Genomic DNA, 12,601 nt, shown 5'->3' on the forward strand with positions numbered 1-12,601 from the left:
GGGTGCAACCCGCCGCCTTCTGCATGGCGGGTTGCACCCGCCCTACGCAACCTACGGAAACGCTGCGGCGGTTCATTCCCCCGCCAGCTCATCCAGATCGCTGATCGCCCGTCCAAGATAGAAACCCGCGCCGCCACCCGCATGGCCCTTGCTGCCCTGCAACTGCCCGCGAACGAAGCGATAGGTGCCGCTGATCTTCTCAAGCTCCGCCGCATGCTGCGGGTAGCTCGCCTGCAGTTGCGCGAATCGCTCTCCAACCGCAACGTCCAGTGCCTGCAGTTCGGAACTGCTCAGGGCGAATGCCTGCTTGTCGGGCAGCGGATAGCCGCGCAGTTCGTAATCCTGCAGTAGGGTGGCCAGTGCCAGGCTCTGCGCAGCGAACGCCGCCGACTGCGGACTGGCCCCGATGCCGGCGGCCGCTTCGCTGGACGCCTGTTGCAACAGGCTCCCCTGCTCCAGCAGTTGGCGCACCAGGGGAGGATACTTCCCGGCCTGCTCGCGTGACATGCCGTCGAGGGTGTTGAACAGGCGGCGCATCGCCTGCAGCGGGTTGGCCAGTGCAGCCGGGCGGCCCTGCTGCTGCACCAGCGTGTCGAGCATGTTGAGCTGGTGGAACACCGTGGTCAGGCCGTTCGGGTCCGGCTCGCGCTCCCCGGGATTGAAGTAGGCCATGGCGGCGGCGCAAAGCAGCCGGCTGCGGCTGGCGATTTCATTCAGTTGCCTGGCGCTTTCGCCACTCCCCCAGGCTGGCAGGCAGACAACGCAGGACAGCAGGCAAGCAAGCAGCAGAGTCGGTCGCATCATTCATGTTTCCTTCTTGTTGTTATTTTTCATGGCTCCCACGCCCCCGCGTGAGTACGTTCGGGAATCTATCGATTGTCGCGGCGCGGATACCCCCCGCCTTTTCGGTGGGCGTACCCTCCTGCCCTGGACTCCGGATAAAAAAACGCCGCGCAGAAGTGCCCTTTGCGCGGCGGAAGGCCCTTGGTTAACAGGGCGTCGATGACCAGCACGAGGTCGCTTAAGGCTTCCAGTGCAGCATCAGCAACACCAGTCCTGCGAGGAAGGCCGTCTCCCCCACCATCAACAGGATCGGCTTGATGCCCACGGTTGCCAGCGCCTTGAGCTGGGTTTTCATGCCCAGTGCACTGATGGCGATCACCAGGCACCAGCGCGACAGGCTGTTGCCCGCCTCCTGGATCTGCTCCGGTACGTAGCCGGTGCTGTTGATCGCGGCGAGTATCACGAAGCCCACGGCGAACCACGGCAGCAGCGGCGGCCGCTTGCTGCCCGGCTCGACGCCACGGGCGCGGGTGATCATCGCCGCGCAGAGGATCACCGGCAGCAGCATCGCCACGCGCATCAGCTTGACCACGGTGGCGCTGTCGCCGGTCTCGTGGGACATGCCGTAGCCGGCGCCGACCACCTGGGCGACATCGTGGATGGTGCCGCCGAGGAATATCCCGGCATTCAGCGGCGAGAGGCCGAATGCCTGGGCGATCATCGGGTAGAGGATCATCGCCATCGTGGAGAGCGCGGACACACCGATCACGGTGAACAGCGTGGCCTTTTCCTTCTCCTTGTGACTGGGCAGCGCAGCGGCCAGCGCCAGTGCGGCGGAGGCGCCGCAGATCGCCGTGGCGCCGCCGGTGAGCAGGCCGAACAGGCTGTTGAAGCCCATCAGCCGCGCAGCGCCGATCGACACCAGGATGGTCACGGTGACCAGCACCACTACCATCACCACCGGCTGCCAGCCGAGGCTGGCGATCTGCTCCAGGGTGATGCGCATGCCGAGCAGCGCCACGCCGACACGCAGGATCTCGCGGGCGGTGAACTCGATGCCGGCCTTGCACACGCCGTCGACGGCGAGGAAGTTGATCGACATCCCCAGCAGCAGCGCGAACAGCATGACCGGCGCGCCGTAGTGTTCGGAAAGGAAGGAGGCCGCCGCGGCGACCATGGCGCTGACGATGATGCCAGGCATCAGGGTCCGGCTACGCGAACCCAGCATTGAAATGGCGGTAGCAGTCATGCCGACAACTCCTGGAGCCCTGTGTCAGGGAACTTGATGTAGAACTGGTCTTCCCGCGCCTCGATCTCATAGCGCTTCACGCCCAATCCCTTGCCATGCGCCATGCAGCCGCTGCTGATGTCGAAGCGCAGGCCATGCGCCGGGCACTGCAGCCAGCGGCCGTCCAGCTTGCCGCCGAACAGGGAGGCACCGGCATGCGGGCAACTGTTGTCGATGGCGTAGAAATGGCCGTCGAGATTGAACAGCACCACGCGGTATTGCTCATGCCAGAACAGGCTGCGACTGCCCGCTGCCGGCAGTTTTTCCGGCGGAATCAGTACCCAGCGGCTCATGCCCGCTGCTCCATCGCTGCCTGGCGGTCTTCCACCGCGCCATGCAGGGCGGCCAGCAGCCAATCCACCGGCTGGGCGCCGACCTGCGCCAGCCGGCCATTGATCAGGAAGCCCGGCACGCCGAAGCTGGCGGACTCCGCGTGCAGTCCGAAATACGGCGCAGCATCATCGCGCAGCAGCGCCTTCAGCGGCTCCGGGTCGTAGCCGCAGGACTCCGCCAGGCTCAGCAGCACATCCTGCCGGCCGATGTTCACACCCAGCTGGAAATGCGCGGCGAACACGCGCTCCAGCAGGTTGTCCAGTTGCCCGGTGGAGCCCTTGTCCATGGCACCGGCCAGCAGCCGGTGCGCGTTGGCGGTGTTGGGCATCACCTCGATGCGGTCCAGGGCGAGGTCCATGCCGGCCAGCCTGGCGGCAGCCAGCACCTGGGCCTGGCGTGCGCGCACGGCGCTTTCGCTGCCCAGGCGCTGGACATAGAACTCCTTGAACGGGACACCTTCGCTGGGCAGATGCGACAGCAGTTGCGCACCCCGCCAGCGCACCTGTACGGATACGTCGGGGCGGGCTGCCGCGAACTGCCACAGCGCGTTGTCGAGATTGCGCTTGCCGATCAGGCACCAGGGGCAGATGAAGTCGAAGGTCATTTCGACCAGTAGAGCGCTCACGTCTGTTACTCCGTCGGCACAGCGCGGGTGTCCGCGCCGCCGAGTTTCTGAATGTCACGGTGGTAGTGGCGCTTGGCGTAGAGGAACACCAGGGCGGCCGCCACGCTGATCAGCGGGATGATCTGGAAGGCACGGTCGAGACCCAGCGAGTCCGCCAGCACGCCGGTGAGCAGCGGTCCCGGCGCCAGGCCCAGCATGTTGTTGGCCAGGGTCAGGGTGGCGAAGGCGGTGCCGTGCACCGAGTAGTGGGTCAGGTTGGCCACCATGGCGCCGGCCGGACCGGAGGTGCCGGTGGTAACCAGCATGCCGATGGCGATCAGCGACAGTTGCAGCGGACCGGCAGGCAGCCGGAACGCGACGGCCAGCAGCGTGCAACTGATGAGGCAGAAGGCGATGGCCAGGGCGATCTTGCGATCCGGCGATTGCCGGCACATGCGGTCGCTGAGCATCCCGCAGATGACCATGCCGGCGCCGCCGCACAGCACGATGACCGCCGACACCACGCCCGCCTCATCGGTCGCCATGTGGTAGTAACGATTCAGATAGCTGGGGAACCAGACCATCACCGCGGCGCCGACGAACAGCTGCAGTCCGCTGCCGACATAGGCGCCGATCACCGAGCGGCTGGAATAGATCGTGCGCAATGCACCCTTGCCGGCGGGCTTGCTCTCGCCCTGCGCAGCATCCGGGCGGGCGATCCGCGATTCGCGCACCACGATCGGATAGGCGAACGCCAGCAGCAGGCCGAACAGCGCCATGCCGGCGAACGACCAGCGCCATCCCAGGTGTTCTGCGAGGATGCCGCCCAGCGCCATGCCGAGCACCGAGCCGAACATGCCGCCGGCCATGAATGCACCGGTCAGGGTCGCACGCATGCTGCGGGGGAACACCGAGAGCACCACGGCGATGCCGACGCTGCCATAGGCGGCCTCGCCCACTCCGACCAGGAAGCGTGCGACGAACATCTGCTGGAAGCTTTCCGCCAGGCCGCAGCCGAGCGTGGCCAGGCTCCACAGGACGGCCATCAGGGTCAGGCTCTTGACCCGCCCCCAGCGATCCGCCATGAGCGACAGCGGGAAGGTCAGCAGACCGACCATCAGGGCAACGATGCCGCTGAGCAGGCCGAGCTGCGAATCGGTCAGCGCCCATTCGCCCTTGAGCAGCGGGAACACCGCGTTGAGCACCTGCCGCGACATGTAGTCGGAGATCAGCAGACCGAAGGTCAGTGCGAACACCACCCAGGCGTAGCGGCGCGGCACGCTGAGGGCGGAGTCATCGGTGTCGCAGGCCGCGACGGTATGGAATGCCATGGGCGGTACCACCTTGAAACGCTGGTTCTTGTTGTTGTAGTCGGTGGGGGGACGGGTTGCGTCCCCCTACCTGTCGACCGGTGTCGTGGACCGGTCCTTCGGCGCCAATCAGGCGCGAAGCGGTACGTGCTTCTGTCCGGCGACGCGGTTAGGCGCCATGCCGTTCATGCGCAGCGTTTCTTCAACGTCCTTGTACTGCACGCCGATCTTGTAGATCTCGCGCGCTTCTTTCCCGCTGGCGATCTCGCGGCCCAGTTCGTGGGCGATGCGGACCGTCTGCTGGATCTGCTGCACGGAGGTGAAACGCTTGCCGTGCTGGTCGATGATGGTGTCCTCGATGCCGACGCGCGGGTGCAGGCCCATGGCCAGGGCCATGGTGTTGAACGGCAGCACGTTCTTCAGCAGCGACTCGGCGGTGACGGTGGCGCCGTCCGGGGCACGCTGGACGAAGTTCATGAAGTTGAACGGGTTCGGGCCGTCGAAGCCGCCGCCGATGCCGATCCAGGTCAGGTTCAGCGGACCGCGGTAGACGCCCTTGCGTACCAGGCGCTCCAGGGTTTCCCAGGCGTGCATGCCGGTCAGTTGGAAGTGCGGCTGGATGCCGGCGTCCTGCAGACGCTTGAGGTGCTCCGCGACCCAGGCCGGACCGGCCGGAACGGTCATCTCGCTGTAGGCAGCCTGGTAGGCCGGGTTGGCCAGGGAAGTGCCCTCCAGGTATTCCGGATAGAGCAGTTCCATGATGTTCATCTGCGTGGTGTTGATCGCCACGGTGACCTGGTCCGGCTTCGGCGTCAGCTCGGCGAGCATGTGGCGGGTGTCGTCGGACAGCCACTTGGCCGCCTCGCCCTCGGTCTCCGGGGCGAAGGAAATCGAGCCGCCGACCTGGATGATCATGTCCGGTACCGCTTCGCGCACGCCGGCGATCAGCTCGTTGAACATCGACAGGCGCTTGGAGCCGCTGCCATCCAGTTCACGCACGTGCAGGTGCAGCACGGTGGCGCCGGCCTCGTAGCAGTCGACCGCCTTCTGGACCTGCTCTTCCATGGTGACCGGGATGTCTTCCGGGAAGTCTTCCGGCGCCCATTCCGGACCATAGGGGGCTACGGTGATGACTACCTTTTCCTGGTTCTCGGGGTGCAGCGAATCGTCGAGGAATTGCATGGTCGGGATCCTTTGTTCGTACTTGTTAAAAGTGCCCGACCCGGAACGGTAGGACCGGATCAGGCAAAACGGTGGTTCAGAAGGGCTTGTCGCCGATGATCCCGGCGCGCTCCATCTTGCGATGGCACGGCGGGTAATCCATCACGGCGTAGTGCTGGGTGCAGCGGTTGTCCCAGATCGCCACGCTGTTCGGCTTCCAGCGCCAGCGCACCTGGTACTCGGGGATGTACACCTGGCTCACCAGGTAGCGCAGCAGGTCGGCGGCGCCGGGGTTGGCGTCCTGGCCGAAGCGCACGTTGGCCGGCGTGTGGTAGTTGCTGAAGTGGGTGGTGAAGGCGTTGACGAACAGCACCTTCTCGCCGGTTTCCGGATGGGTGCGCACCACCGGGTGCTCGGCGTCCGGATACATGGCCTTCAGCGCCAGGCGTTTCTCGATCGGCATGGCGGCGCCGAAGCTCGCCTCGATGCTGTGGCGGGCACGCAGGTCGGCGATCTTCGTCTTGATCTCGGCGGGCAGCATCTCGTAGGCCAGCGCCATGTTCGCCCACATGGTGTCGCCACCCACCGGCGGGCACTCGATGCAGCGCAGCACGCAGCCCAGGGGCGGCATCTCGCGCCAGGTGGCGTCGGTGTGCCAGGCGTTCTCGTAGCGGTCGTTGGGCTGGTCCGGGTTCTTGTAGATGCGTACCAGGCCCGGATGCTCCGGATCGCTGCCGGCTACCGGGTGGTCTTCCAGCTCACCGAAGCGGCGGGCGAAGGCGACGTGCTCGGCACGGCTGAAGTCCTGGTCACGCAGGAACAGCACCTTGTGCTTGAGCAGCAACTGGCGGATCTCGGCGAACAGCCCGTCGTCGCGGGAGGCGTCGGCCAGGTTCACGCCACTGAGTTCGGCGCCGATACTGCAGGTCAATTGTTCAACACGCATGGTCGACACTCCTTAGATAACGAAGATCGAAGAGCCGGTGGTCTTGCGCGACTCCAGGTCGCGGTGCGCCTGCACGGCATCTTCCAGCGCGTAGTGCTGGTTGATGTCGATGCGGATGCGGTCGCTGCCGACGTGGTCGAACAGCTCGCCGACCAGTTGGGCCTTCTCGACCGGATCGGCGATGTAATCGGCCAGCGCCGGGCGGGTCATGTACAGCGAGCCTTTCATGGCCAGCAGCACCGGATCGAAGGCCGGGATCGGGCCGGAAGCGGTGCCGACGCAGACCATCAGGCCGCGGCGCTTGAGCGAGTCCAGCGAAGCCATGAAGGTGCTCTTGCCGACGCTGTCGAACACCACGTCGACGCCGCGCCCGCCGGTCAGTTCGCGCACGCGCCTGGCGATGTCTTCATTGCTGTAGTTGATGACATGGTCGCAGCCATGTTCGAGGGCGACTTCAGCCTTGGCGGCGCTGGACACGGTGCCGATCACGGTCAGGCCGAGCAGCTTGGCCCACTGCGAGACGATCAGGCCGACACCGCCAGCCGCGGCGTGCAGCAGGATGCTGTCGCCCTCGTGGAACGCGTGGATGCGGCGCATCAGGTAGGCCGAGGTCAGGCCGCGCATGGTCATCGCCGCGGCGGTCTCGAAGGCGATGGTTTCCGGCAGCTTGATCAGCGGCGCGGCGGACACCAGGCGCTCGGTGCTGTAGGCGCCGAGGGTGTTGAGGAAGCCGGTGTAGGTGACGCGGTCACCCGGCACGACGTTGCTCACGCCCTCGCCCACTGCGACCACCACGCCGGCTGCCTCGACGCCGATACCGTTGGGCATCGGAACCGGGTAGGTGCCATTGCGGAAGTAGGTGTCGGCGTAGTTCAGGCCAACGGCGACATGGCGTACGCGCACCTCGCCCGGACCCGGATCGCCAACCTCCACATCCTCGTAGCGCAGTACTTCGGGGCCACCCGTCTCGTAGAAGCGAACCGCTTTGGCCATGCCTATTCTCCTGTCTGGATTCTTGTTGGTTCTGTTCGGCGCGGCCCGAGGGGCGCGGCAAGTTATGACAGGACTGTACGGACGGGCCGGAACAGGCGCTTCACATCGCACGACAGCGACTTTTCATTTCGTGACAGCACAGGGATTTGCCGGAGGAATGGACAGGCCGCAGACTTGTCTCTGCCCTGCCCGGCGCTCAGCCGCGAATGAATGACAACGAGGACCGCATGCCGCTATCCATCCGCCCGGAAACCCCCGCCGACATCGACGCCATCGAGCGCCTGACCGCCGCCGCGTTCCTCGACGCGCCGCACAGCAGTCATACCGAACAGTTCATCGTCAACGCCCTGCGCCGCGCCGGGCAGCTGACGATTTCCTTGGTGGCGGAGGACGCCGACGGGATCATCGGCCATGTCGCGCTGTCGCCGGTGACGATTTCCTCCGGCGCCAGCGGCTGGTTCGGCCTCGGGCCGATCTCCGTATTGCCGGCGCGACAGGGAACGGGCATCGGATCGCAACTGATGCACGCGGTGCTGGCCGAACTGCGCCAACTCGGCGCCGAGGGCTGCGTGCTGCTGGGTGACCCCGGCTACTACCAGCGCTTCGGCTTCACCGCCCGGCCCGGGCTGGTGCTGCCTGGGGTGCCGGCCGAGTACTTCCAGGCGGTGTCCTTCAGCGGCAGCTGGCCGGTGGGAGAAGTGGCCTATCACGCGGCGTTCGAGGCTACCGAGTGAAGCCCCGCCCGGTGCCGTATCCAGTGCATAGGTTAGCGCTGAGCTTGCGAAGCCCAACGTTGCCACGACCGACGGATGTTGGGCTTCACTGCGTTCAGCGCGTAGGTTGGGCTGAGGCACGAAGCCCAACGAAATTGGTGCCGGCCTCGCCAGATGTTGGGCTTCGCAAGCTCAGCGCCAACCTACGCGCCAGTCTGCCGACGTTCGATGCCACCGAGTGACGGCTGGCCCGGTTATCGCAGGGCGCCGCCACGAGGCTTGTAGAAGAGAAACCTGCCGGTTTCGGCCGTTCGGAGATAGACGGCGGACCACTTGGGCGAGACGTTCCTGTCGTGGAAATACAGCGCGCCACGAGTCCTATCGCGCAGTTGCCGGTTGAGCGCCTTGCGCGCCACTTCCTTGGCGATCTCGTAGCGGGCGTCCTCCTTCACCTGGTCCGGGCGCCCGTCGCACCACCAGGAGAACTGGCAGGCGCGCCGCTCGGAGCCTTGCTTGACCACCCCGCAGACCGTATCCGCAAAGCCGTCCCGGCCCAGGCGGTTCATGACCACATTGGCGACCGCTTCCATGTCCGAGGCTGCGGCCCCCTTGGCCTCCCAATAGATGGTGCGGGCAAGGCAGGTGATCGCATCGTCCAGCGGCTGCGCGCCTGCCGGGTCGACCGCCTGTGCTTCGGAGCGGGTGATCGCCTCGCCGCGAGGCGTAGAACCACTACCACCGGTCGCCGCCTGCTGCTCCAGCACCTCGGCCTTGTCTACCGCCACTTCCGCCTTCCGTTCCGCTTCCGCCGCCATGACCTGGCCGCCGACAAGGGCTGCCGCCAGGCCGATTGCCGCCCAGACCAGACGCATGCTCGAACCTCCTGAATGAGCCAGCGCCGGCCGGCTCATTCATTGCACAAGCGGTTTCGCTTCAAGCAATCGACACGCATAATGGCCAAATGATTCCAGCCGCCTGACGAAGGTCCACGGCAGGGCGGATCGTCGCTACAAACCGACACCGTTTCCGCCTGTGCAGCCCCAGCCGCCGCAGGTATCTTTCATCCATCCACCGACGAAACATCCGAGGAAGACCGGGAATGGCGAGCAACGCATTTCGGGCCGTTGTTTTCTGCGCCCTGGCGTTCGGCGCAAGTGCTGCCGTCGCCAGGGTCGAAGTGCAGCCGGTACAACACAAGAGCGCCGGCCAGGTCCTGGCCGTGCGGATCACCGAGGACATCGCTCCCGGCGACTACGAACGCTTGCTCAAGGGCATCGTCGGCAACCCGGGCAAGTTCGCGAAGAAGGTCGCGCTGCTGGACAGCATCGGCGGCAGCGTCCCCGAGGCCATGAAGATGGGCCGCCTGCTGCGCGAAGCGGGTTTCGACACGCTGGTTCCGAACGATGGCGTCTGCCAGGGCTCCTGCGTCTACCTGCTCGCCGCCGGCCACAACCGGAAGGTGCGCGGCTACGTCGGCCTCCACCGCCCCTACTTCCCCAGCGGCGACTCCGCCCTCGCCGACTCCGCTCAGCGCGGCATCCGCTACAGCCCGAGCGCCTACTTCCGCGAAATGAACGTCCCGGACAGCCTCGCGTCGGAGATGCAGAGCATCGATCCGAAACACATGCGCGTGCTCTCGCCGCAGGAGCTGGCGCAATACCACCTGAACTGATCGGTTCCGGCGCGTCGCCTTACCGGCGCCCGTCCGGGTCAGGCACGGGCGGCCCGTCGACGTCGTCGAATTCGCTGCCGCCTGGCGCCTGGCCATCCGCCCCACGGTACAGGCCCATCAGCGTTTCCTCTTCCTGCTGCCGGTAGCGGCGGACCCACTCGGCGGCCTGGCTCTCGCTCTGGCCCAGGGCGAGCAACGCACGCCGCGCCATCTCCAGGCTGGAATGGAAGGTTTCCCGAACCGGGCTGGCCCCCAGATTCATGAACTGCACCGCCTGCTGGCAGTTATGCGCCCTGGCGATCACCTTGACCCCGGGATAGAGCCGCGCGATGACCTCGACCGTCTTCAGGTTGATCTCCGGATCATCGGTAGTGACGATGACCAGCCCCGCCGTGTCGACCTTGGCGGCGTGGAGAATCTCCGGGCGCGTCGAATCGCCATAGAAGATCGGCACGCCTCCCGCACCATCCTGGCTGTTGAGGGCAGCCACCGAGGTATCCAGGGCGACGAGGGGAATACCCTGGGCCTGCAACAAACGCGCGATGACGCGGCCCATCCGCCCCATGCCGGCAATCACCACCTTCGGCTCGTCATCGGTTTCGGGCGCCGCTTGCAGCGCTTCCGGCACGGCAGCCTCGGCCTTGAACAGGCGCGACAGGGCAATCATCACCAGGGGCGACAACGCCATCGACAGTGTGATGACGAGCACCAGCAGATCGTGGACCTGCTGATCCAGCAGACGACTCCCCAGAGCCAGCTTGAACACCACGAAAGCGAACTCGCCGCCGGAGGCCAGCACCACGCCAAGGCAGGTCGCCTCGGCTCGCGTCAAACCACCTGCCAGGCGTCCGATGCCATAGAGCAGGGGCAGCTTTATACCCACCAGCAGCACCGTCAGGCCGAAGACCGCCAGTGGCTGGCCGAACAGCAGGCGGAGATCCGCGGTCATCCCGACACCGACGAAAAACAGCCCCAGCAGCAGCCCCTTGAACGGCTCGATCTGCGATTCCAGCTCATGGCGGAACTGCGATTCGGCCATCAACAGGCCGGCGAGGAAGGCGCCCAGCGCCATGGACACCCCGACGTGCTCCATCAGCCAGGCGGTGCCGAACACCACCAGCAGCGCCGTGGCGGTGGACAGGTCGCGCAAACCGGAGCCGACGGCCCAGCCGAAAGCCGGGCGCAACAGATAGCGTCCACCCACGATGACCACGCCGATGCCGCCCAGGACCGCCAGCAACTGCCGCAGCCCGCCACCGTCCGTATCGGCCGCATCGCCGCCGCCCAGAATCGGCACCAGGGCGATCAGCGGAATGGCGGCGATGTCCTGGAAGAGCAGGATCGCCACGGCCAGGCGGCCATGCGGACGGCCGAGCTCCTTGCGCTCTGCCAGCATCTGCAGGCCGAAGGCGGTGGACGACAGGGCCAGGCCCAGGCCAAGCACGATTGCCGCCTTGAAGGATTGGGCGAACAGGAGAAACGCGATCGCCCCGATCACCAGCGCACTGAGGACCACCTGGATCGAACCGATGCCGAACAGCGAGCGGCGCATCATCCACAGCCGGCGCGGCGACAGTTCCAGGCCGATGATGAAGAGCAGCATCACCACGCCCATTTCCGACAGCCGGCTGACGTTGTCCGGATTGTTGATCAGCCCCAGCACCGACGGACCGATCAGGATTCCCGCCAGAAGGTAGCCAGGCACGGCACCCAGCTTCGCCCGCTGGACGAGCGGCACCAGCAGCACCACCGCCAGCAGGAAGATCACCGTCGCCTGGAGCAGACTTCCATCATGTGGCATCAACGCTTTTCTCCCCGTTGTCGGAACAGCCCATGCCATGGCGGCAGCGATCGCAGACCCGGGCCAGCCGATGCGCTGCCCGCGTGGCGGGATCGGTCAGCCTGCTCTGGAAAATCTAGCTTGCGCTGCGCTGGTTGTCCGGGAAGGGGCGGAGGCTCAGCGGTGCGACGCCTGCAGGAAACGGATGACCGCTTCCAGAACCTGCCCGGGCATTTCCCGATGCGGGACGTGGTGGCATCCGGGCAGGATCAGCGACTCGCTGCTGGCGGACGTCAACCGGGCGATACGCGGCGGATGGCAGAGCGAACCGTACTCGTCCTCCTCGCCGTGAATGACCAGGAGCGGGCAGTTCACCGAAGACACCGTGCGCTCGATGGTCCAGTCGGCGAACTCGCCGGACAGCCAGGTTTCGGTCCAGGCCTCCAGCACCCAGCGGGCCTTGTCGCCGTGGTACTTCTGCAGCCGCTCGATCTGTCCCGGCTTGCGGAAGTCTTCCTTGGCCTGGCGGATGCCGTGCAGCGTGCGATCTTCGACGAACGCCTGGGCGGACTCGGTGATCAGCGCCAGGCAGGCGTGCGGGTACAGCGATGCGCAGGTGGCGGCCATGGCCCCGCCGACGCTATGGCCGAACGCGATGAAGTGCCCGAGATCGAGGCTCTCTCTCAGCAACGGGAAGTAACGCTGCGCCTCGTCCCGGATGAAGTCGGGCGACCAGCCACCGGGATGAGCATCGGAGCGTCCGTAGCCGAGCCGGTCGTAGGCGATGACCTCGCGGCCGGTCGCTGCGGCGAGTTGGCCGGGGAAATCCCGCCACAATTCGACGCAGCCCAGCGAGTCATGGAACAGGATGAAGGGCGCCTGCCCTGTCGCATCGCCCTGGCCGTCCGGGCGCCAGCGGCGGGCGAACATCCGGCCGTGGGGCGTTTCGATCCAGAGGTCTTCCTGGGTAATGCGGGGCTGCATGGTTTTCCTCGTTGTCGGTTGCGGCACTGATGTT

At 66.2% G+C, this 12,601-nt stretch carries 13 protein-coding genes; 2 read left to right on the forward strand and 11 right to left on the reverse strand.

Going from position 1 to position 12,601, the window contains the following annotated elements:
• Window positions 1-72: 72 nt before the first annotated feature.
• From JFY56_RS10605 to JFY56_RS10640, 8 genes are all read right to left on the reverse strand, one after another.
• On the reverse strand, window positions 73-804 hold the full coding sequence (locus JFY56_RS10605) for a hypothetical protein (RefSeq protein ID WP_208313615.1): 732 nt from the start codon (window positions 802-804) through the stop codon (window positions 73-75).
• Window positions 805-1,021: 217 nt separating this feature from the next.
• Window positions 1,022-2,032, reverse strand: coding sequence for a YeiH family protein (locus tag JFY56_RS10610; RefSeq protein ID WP_208313616.1), 1,011 nt, complete (start codon window positions 2,030-2,032; stop codon window positions 1,022-1,024).
• On the reverse strand, window positions 2,029-2,364 hold the full coding sequence (locus JFY56_RS10615; protein WP_208313617.1) for a Rieske (2Fe-2S) protein: 336 nt from the start codon (window positions 2,362-2,364) through the stop codon (window positions 2,029-2,031). Before JFY56_RS10615 ends, JFY56_RS10610 begins: the two co-directional genes overlap by 4 nt.
• Window positions 2,361-3,029 (reverse strand): DsbA family oxidoreductase, encoded by a 669-nt coding sequence (locus JFY56_RS10620; protein ID WP_328824856.1) that lies wholly within the window; start codon window positions 3,027-3,029, stop codon window positions 2,361-2,363. The genes JFY56_RS10615 and JFY56_RS10620 overlap by 4 nt, the downstream gene beginning before the upstream one ends.
• 5 nt (window positions 3,030-3,034) lie before the next feature.
• A complete protein-coding gene (locus JFY56_RS10625) occupies window positions 3,035-4,339 on the reverse strand; it encodes an MFS transporter (RefSeq protein ID WP_208313618.1) in 1,305 nt (434 codons plus the stop codon).
• A 108-nt stretch (window positions 4,340-4,447) separates the two neighbouring features.
• Window positions 4,448-5,500: a BKACE family enzyme gene (locus JFY56_RS10630; RefSeq protein ID WP_208313619.1), complete on the reverse strand. Its 1,053-nt coding sequence runs from the start codon at window positions 5,498-5,500 to the stop codon at window positions 4,448-4,450.
• A 76-nt stretch (window positions 5,501-5,576) separates the two neighbouring features.
• A complete protein-coding gene (locus tag JFY56_RS10635; protein ID WP_208313620.1) occupies window positions 5,577-6,425 on the reverse strand; it encodes a TauD/TfdA dioxygenase family protein in 849 nt (282 codons plus the stop codon).
• 12 nt (window positions 6,426-6,437) lie between these two features.
• Complete coding sequence (locus tag JFY56_RS10640; protein WP_208313621.1) at window positions 6,438-7,418, reverse strand: quinone oxidoreductase family protein; 981 nt, start codon at window positions 7,416-7,418, stop codon at window positions 6,438-6,440.
• A gap of 227 nt (window positions 7,419-7,645) precedes the next feature.
• On the opposite strand from JFY56_RS10640, the gene JFY56_RS10645 reads away from it, so the two are divergent.
• The gene (locus JFY56_RS10645; RefSeq protein ID WP_208313622.1) at window positions 7,646-8,152 is read left to right on the forward strand and encodes a GNAT family N-acetyltransferase; all 507 of its coding nucleotides are present in this window, start codon (window positions 7,646-7,648) and stop codon (window positions 8,150-8,152) included.
• Between the two features lie 233 nt (window positions 8,153-8,385).
• On the opposite strand, the gene JFY56_RS10650 is transcribed toward JFY56_RS10645, so the two are convergent.
• Complete coding sequence (locus tag JFY56_RS10650) at window positions 8,386-9,003, reverse strand: cell wall hydrolase (RefSeq protein WP_208313623.1); 618 nt, start codon at window positions 9,001-9,003, stop codon at window positions 8,386-8,388.
• A 227-nt stretch (window positions 9,004-9,230) separates the two neighbouring features.
• Between JFY56_RS10650 and JFY56_RS10655 the strand changes: the two genes are divergently transcribed.
• The gene (locus JFY56_RS10655; RefSeq protein WP_208313624.1) at window positions 9,231-9,803 is read left to right on the forward strand and encodes a COG3904 family protein; all 573 of its coding nucleotides are present in this window, start codon (window positions 9,231-9,233) and stop codon (window positions 9,801-9,803) included.
• Between the two features lie 19 nt (window positions 9,804-9,822).
• On the opposite strand, the gene JFY56_RS10660 is transcribed toward JFY56_RS10655, so the two are convergent.
• Window positions 9,823-11,604: a monovalent cation:proton antiporter-2 (CPA2) family protein gene (locus JFY56_RS10660; protein ID WP_208313625.1), complete on the reverse strand. Its 1,782-nt coding sequence runs from the start codon at window positions 11,602-11,604 to the stop codon at window positions 9,823-9,825.
• A gap of 156 nt (window positions 11,605-11,760) precedes the next feature.
• On the reverse strand, window positions 11,761-12,567 hold the full coding sequence (locus tag JFY56_RS10665; RefSeq protein WP_208313626.1) for an alpha/beta fold hydrolase: 807 nt from the start codon (window positions 12,565-12,567) through the stop codon (window positions 11,761-11,763).
• Between the last annotated feature and the right edge of the window lie 34 nt (window positions 12,568-12,601).

This window comes from Pseudomonas schmalbachii (genome assembly GCF_017589465.1).
Classification (GTDB): domain Bacteria; phylum Pseudomonadota; class Gammaproteobacteria; order Pseudomonadales; family Pseudomonadaceae; genus Pseudomonas; species Pseudomonas schmalbachii.

What these genes read in the sequence shown, in the direction of transcription:
- JFY56_RS10605 (WP_208313615.1), bottom strand. Translation starts at nt 804, where the DNA reads ATGATGCGACCGACTCTGCTGCTTGCTTGCCTGCTGTCCTGCGTTGTC.
- JFY56_RS10610 (WP_208313616.1), bottom strand. Translation starts at nt 2,032, where the DNA reads ATGACTGCTACCGCCATTTCAATGCTGGGTTCGCGTAGCCGGACCCTG.
- JFY56_RS10615 (WP_208313617.1), bottom strand. Translation starts at nt 2,364, where the DNA reads ATGAGCCGCTGGGTACTGATTCCGCCGGAAAAACTGCCGGCAGCGGGC.
- JFY56_RS10625 (WP_208313618.1), bottom strand. Translation starts at nt 4,339, where the DNA reads ATGGCATTCCATACCGTCGCGGCCTGCGACACCGATGACTCCGCCCTC.
- JFY56_RS10630 (WP_208313619.1), bottom strand. Translation starts at nt 5,500, where the DNA reads ATGCAATTCCTCGACGATTCGCTGCACCCCGAGAACCAGGAAAAGGTA.
- JFY56_RS10635 (WP_208313620.1), bottom strand. Translation starts at nt 6,425, where the DNA reads ATGCGTGTTGAACAATTGACCTGCAGTATCGGCGCCGAACTCAGTGGC.
- JFY56_RS10640 (WP_208313621.1), bottom strand. Translation starts at nt 7,418, where the DNA reads ATGGCCAAAGCGGTTCGCTTCTACGAGACGGGTGGCCCCGAAGTACTG.
- JFY56_RS10645 (WP_208313622.1), top strand. Translation starts at nt 7,646, where the DNA reads ATGCCGCTATCCATCCGCCCGGAAACCCCCGCCGACATCGACGCCATC.
- JFY56_RS10650 (WP_208313623.1), bottom strand. Translation starts at nt 9,003, where the DNA reads ATGCGTCTGGTCTGGGCGGCAATCGGCCTGGCGGCAGCCCTTGTCGGC.
- JFY56_RS10655 (WP_208313624.1), top strand. Translation starts at nt 9,231, where the DNA reads ATGGCGAGCAACGCATTTCGGGCCGTTGTTTTCTGCGCCCTGGCGTTC.
- JFY56_RS10660 (WP_208313625.1), bottom strand. Translation starts at nt 11,604, where the DNA reads ATGCCACATGATGGAAGTCTGCTCCAGGCGACGGTGATCTTCCTGCTG.
- JFY56_RS10665 (WP_208313626.1), bottom strand. Translation starts at nt 12,567, where the DNA reads ATGCAGCCCCGCATTACCCAGGAAGACCTCTGGATCGAAACGCCCCAC.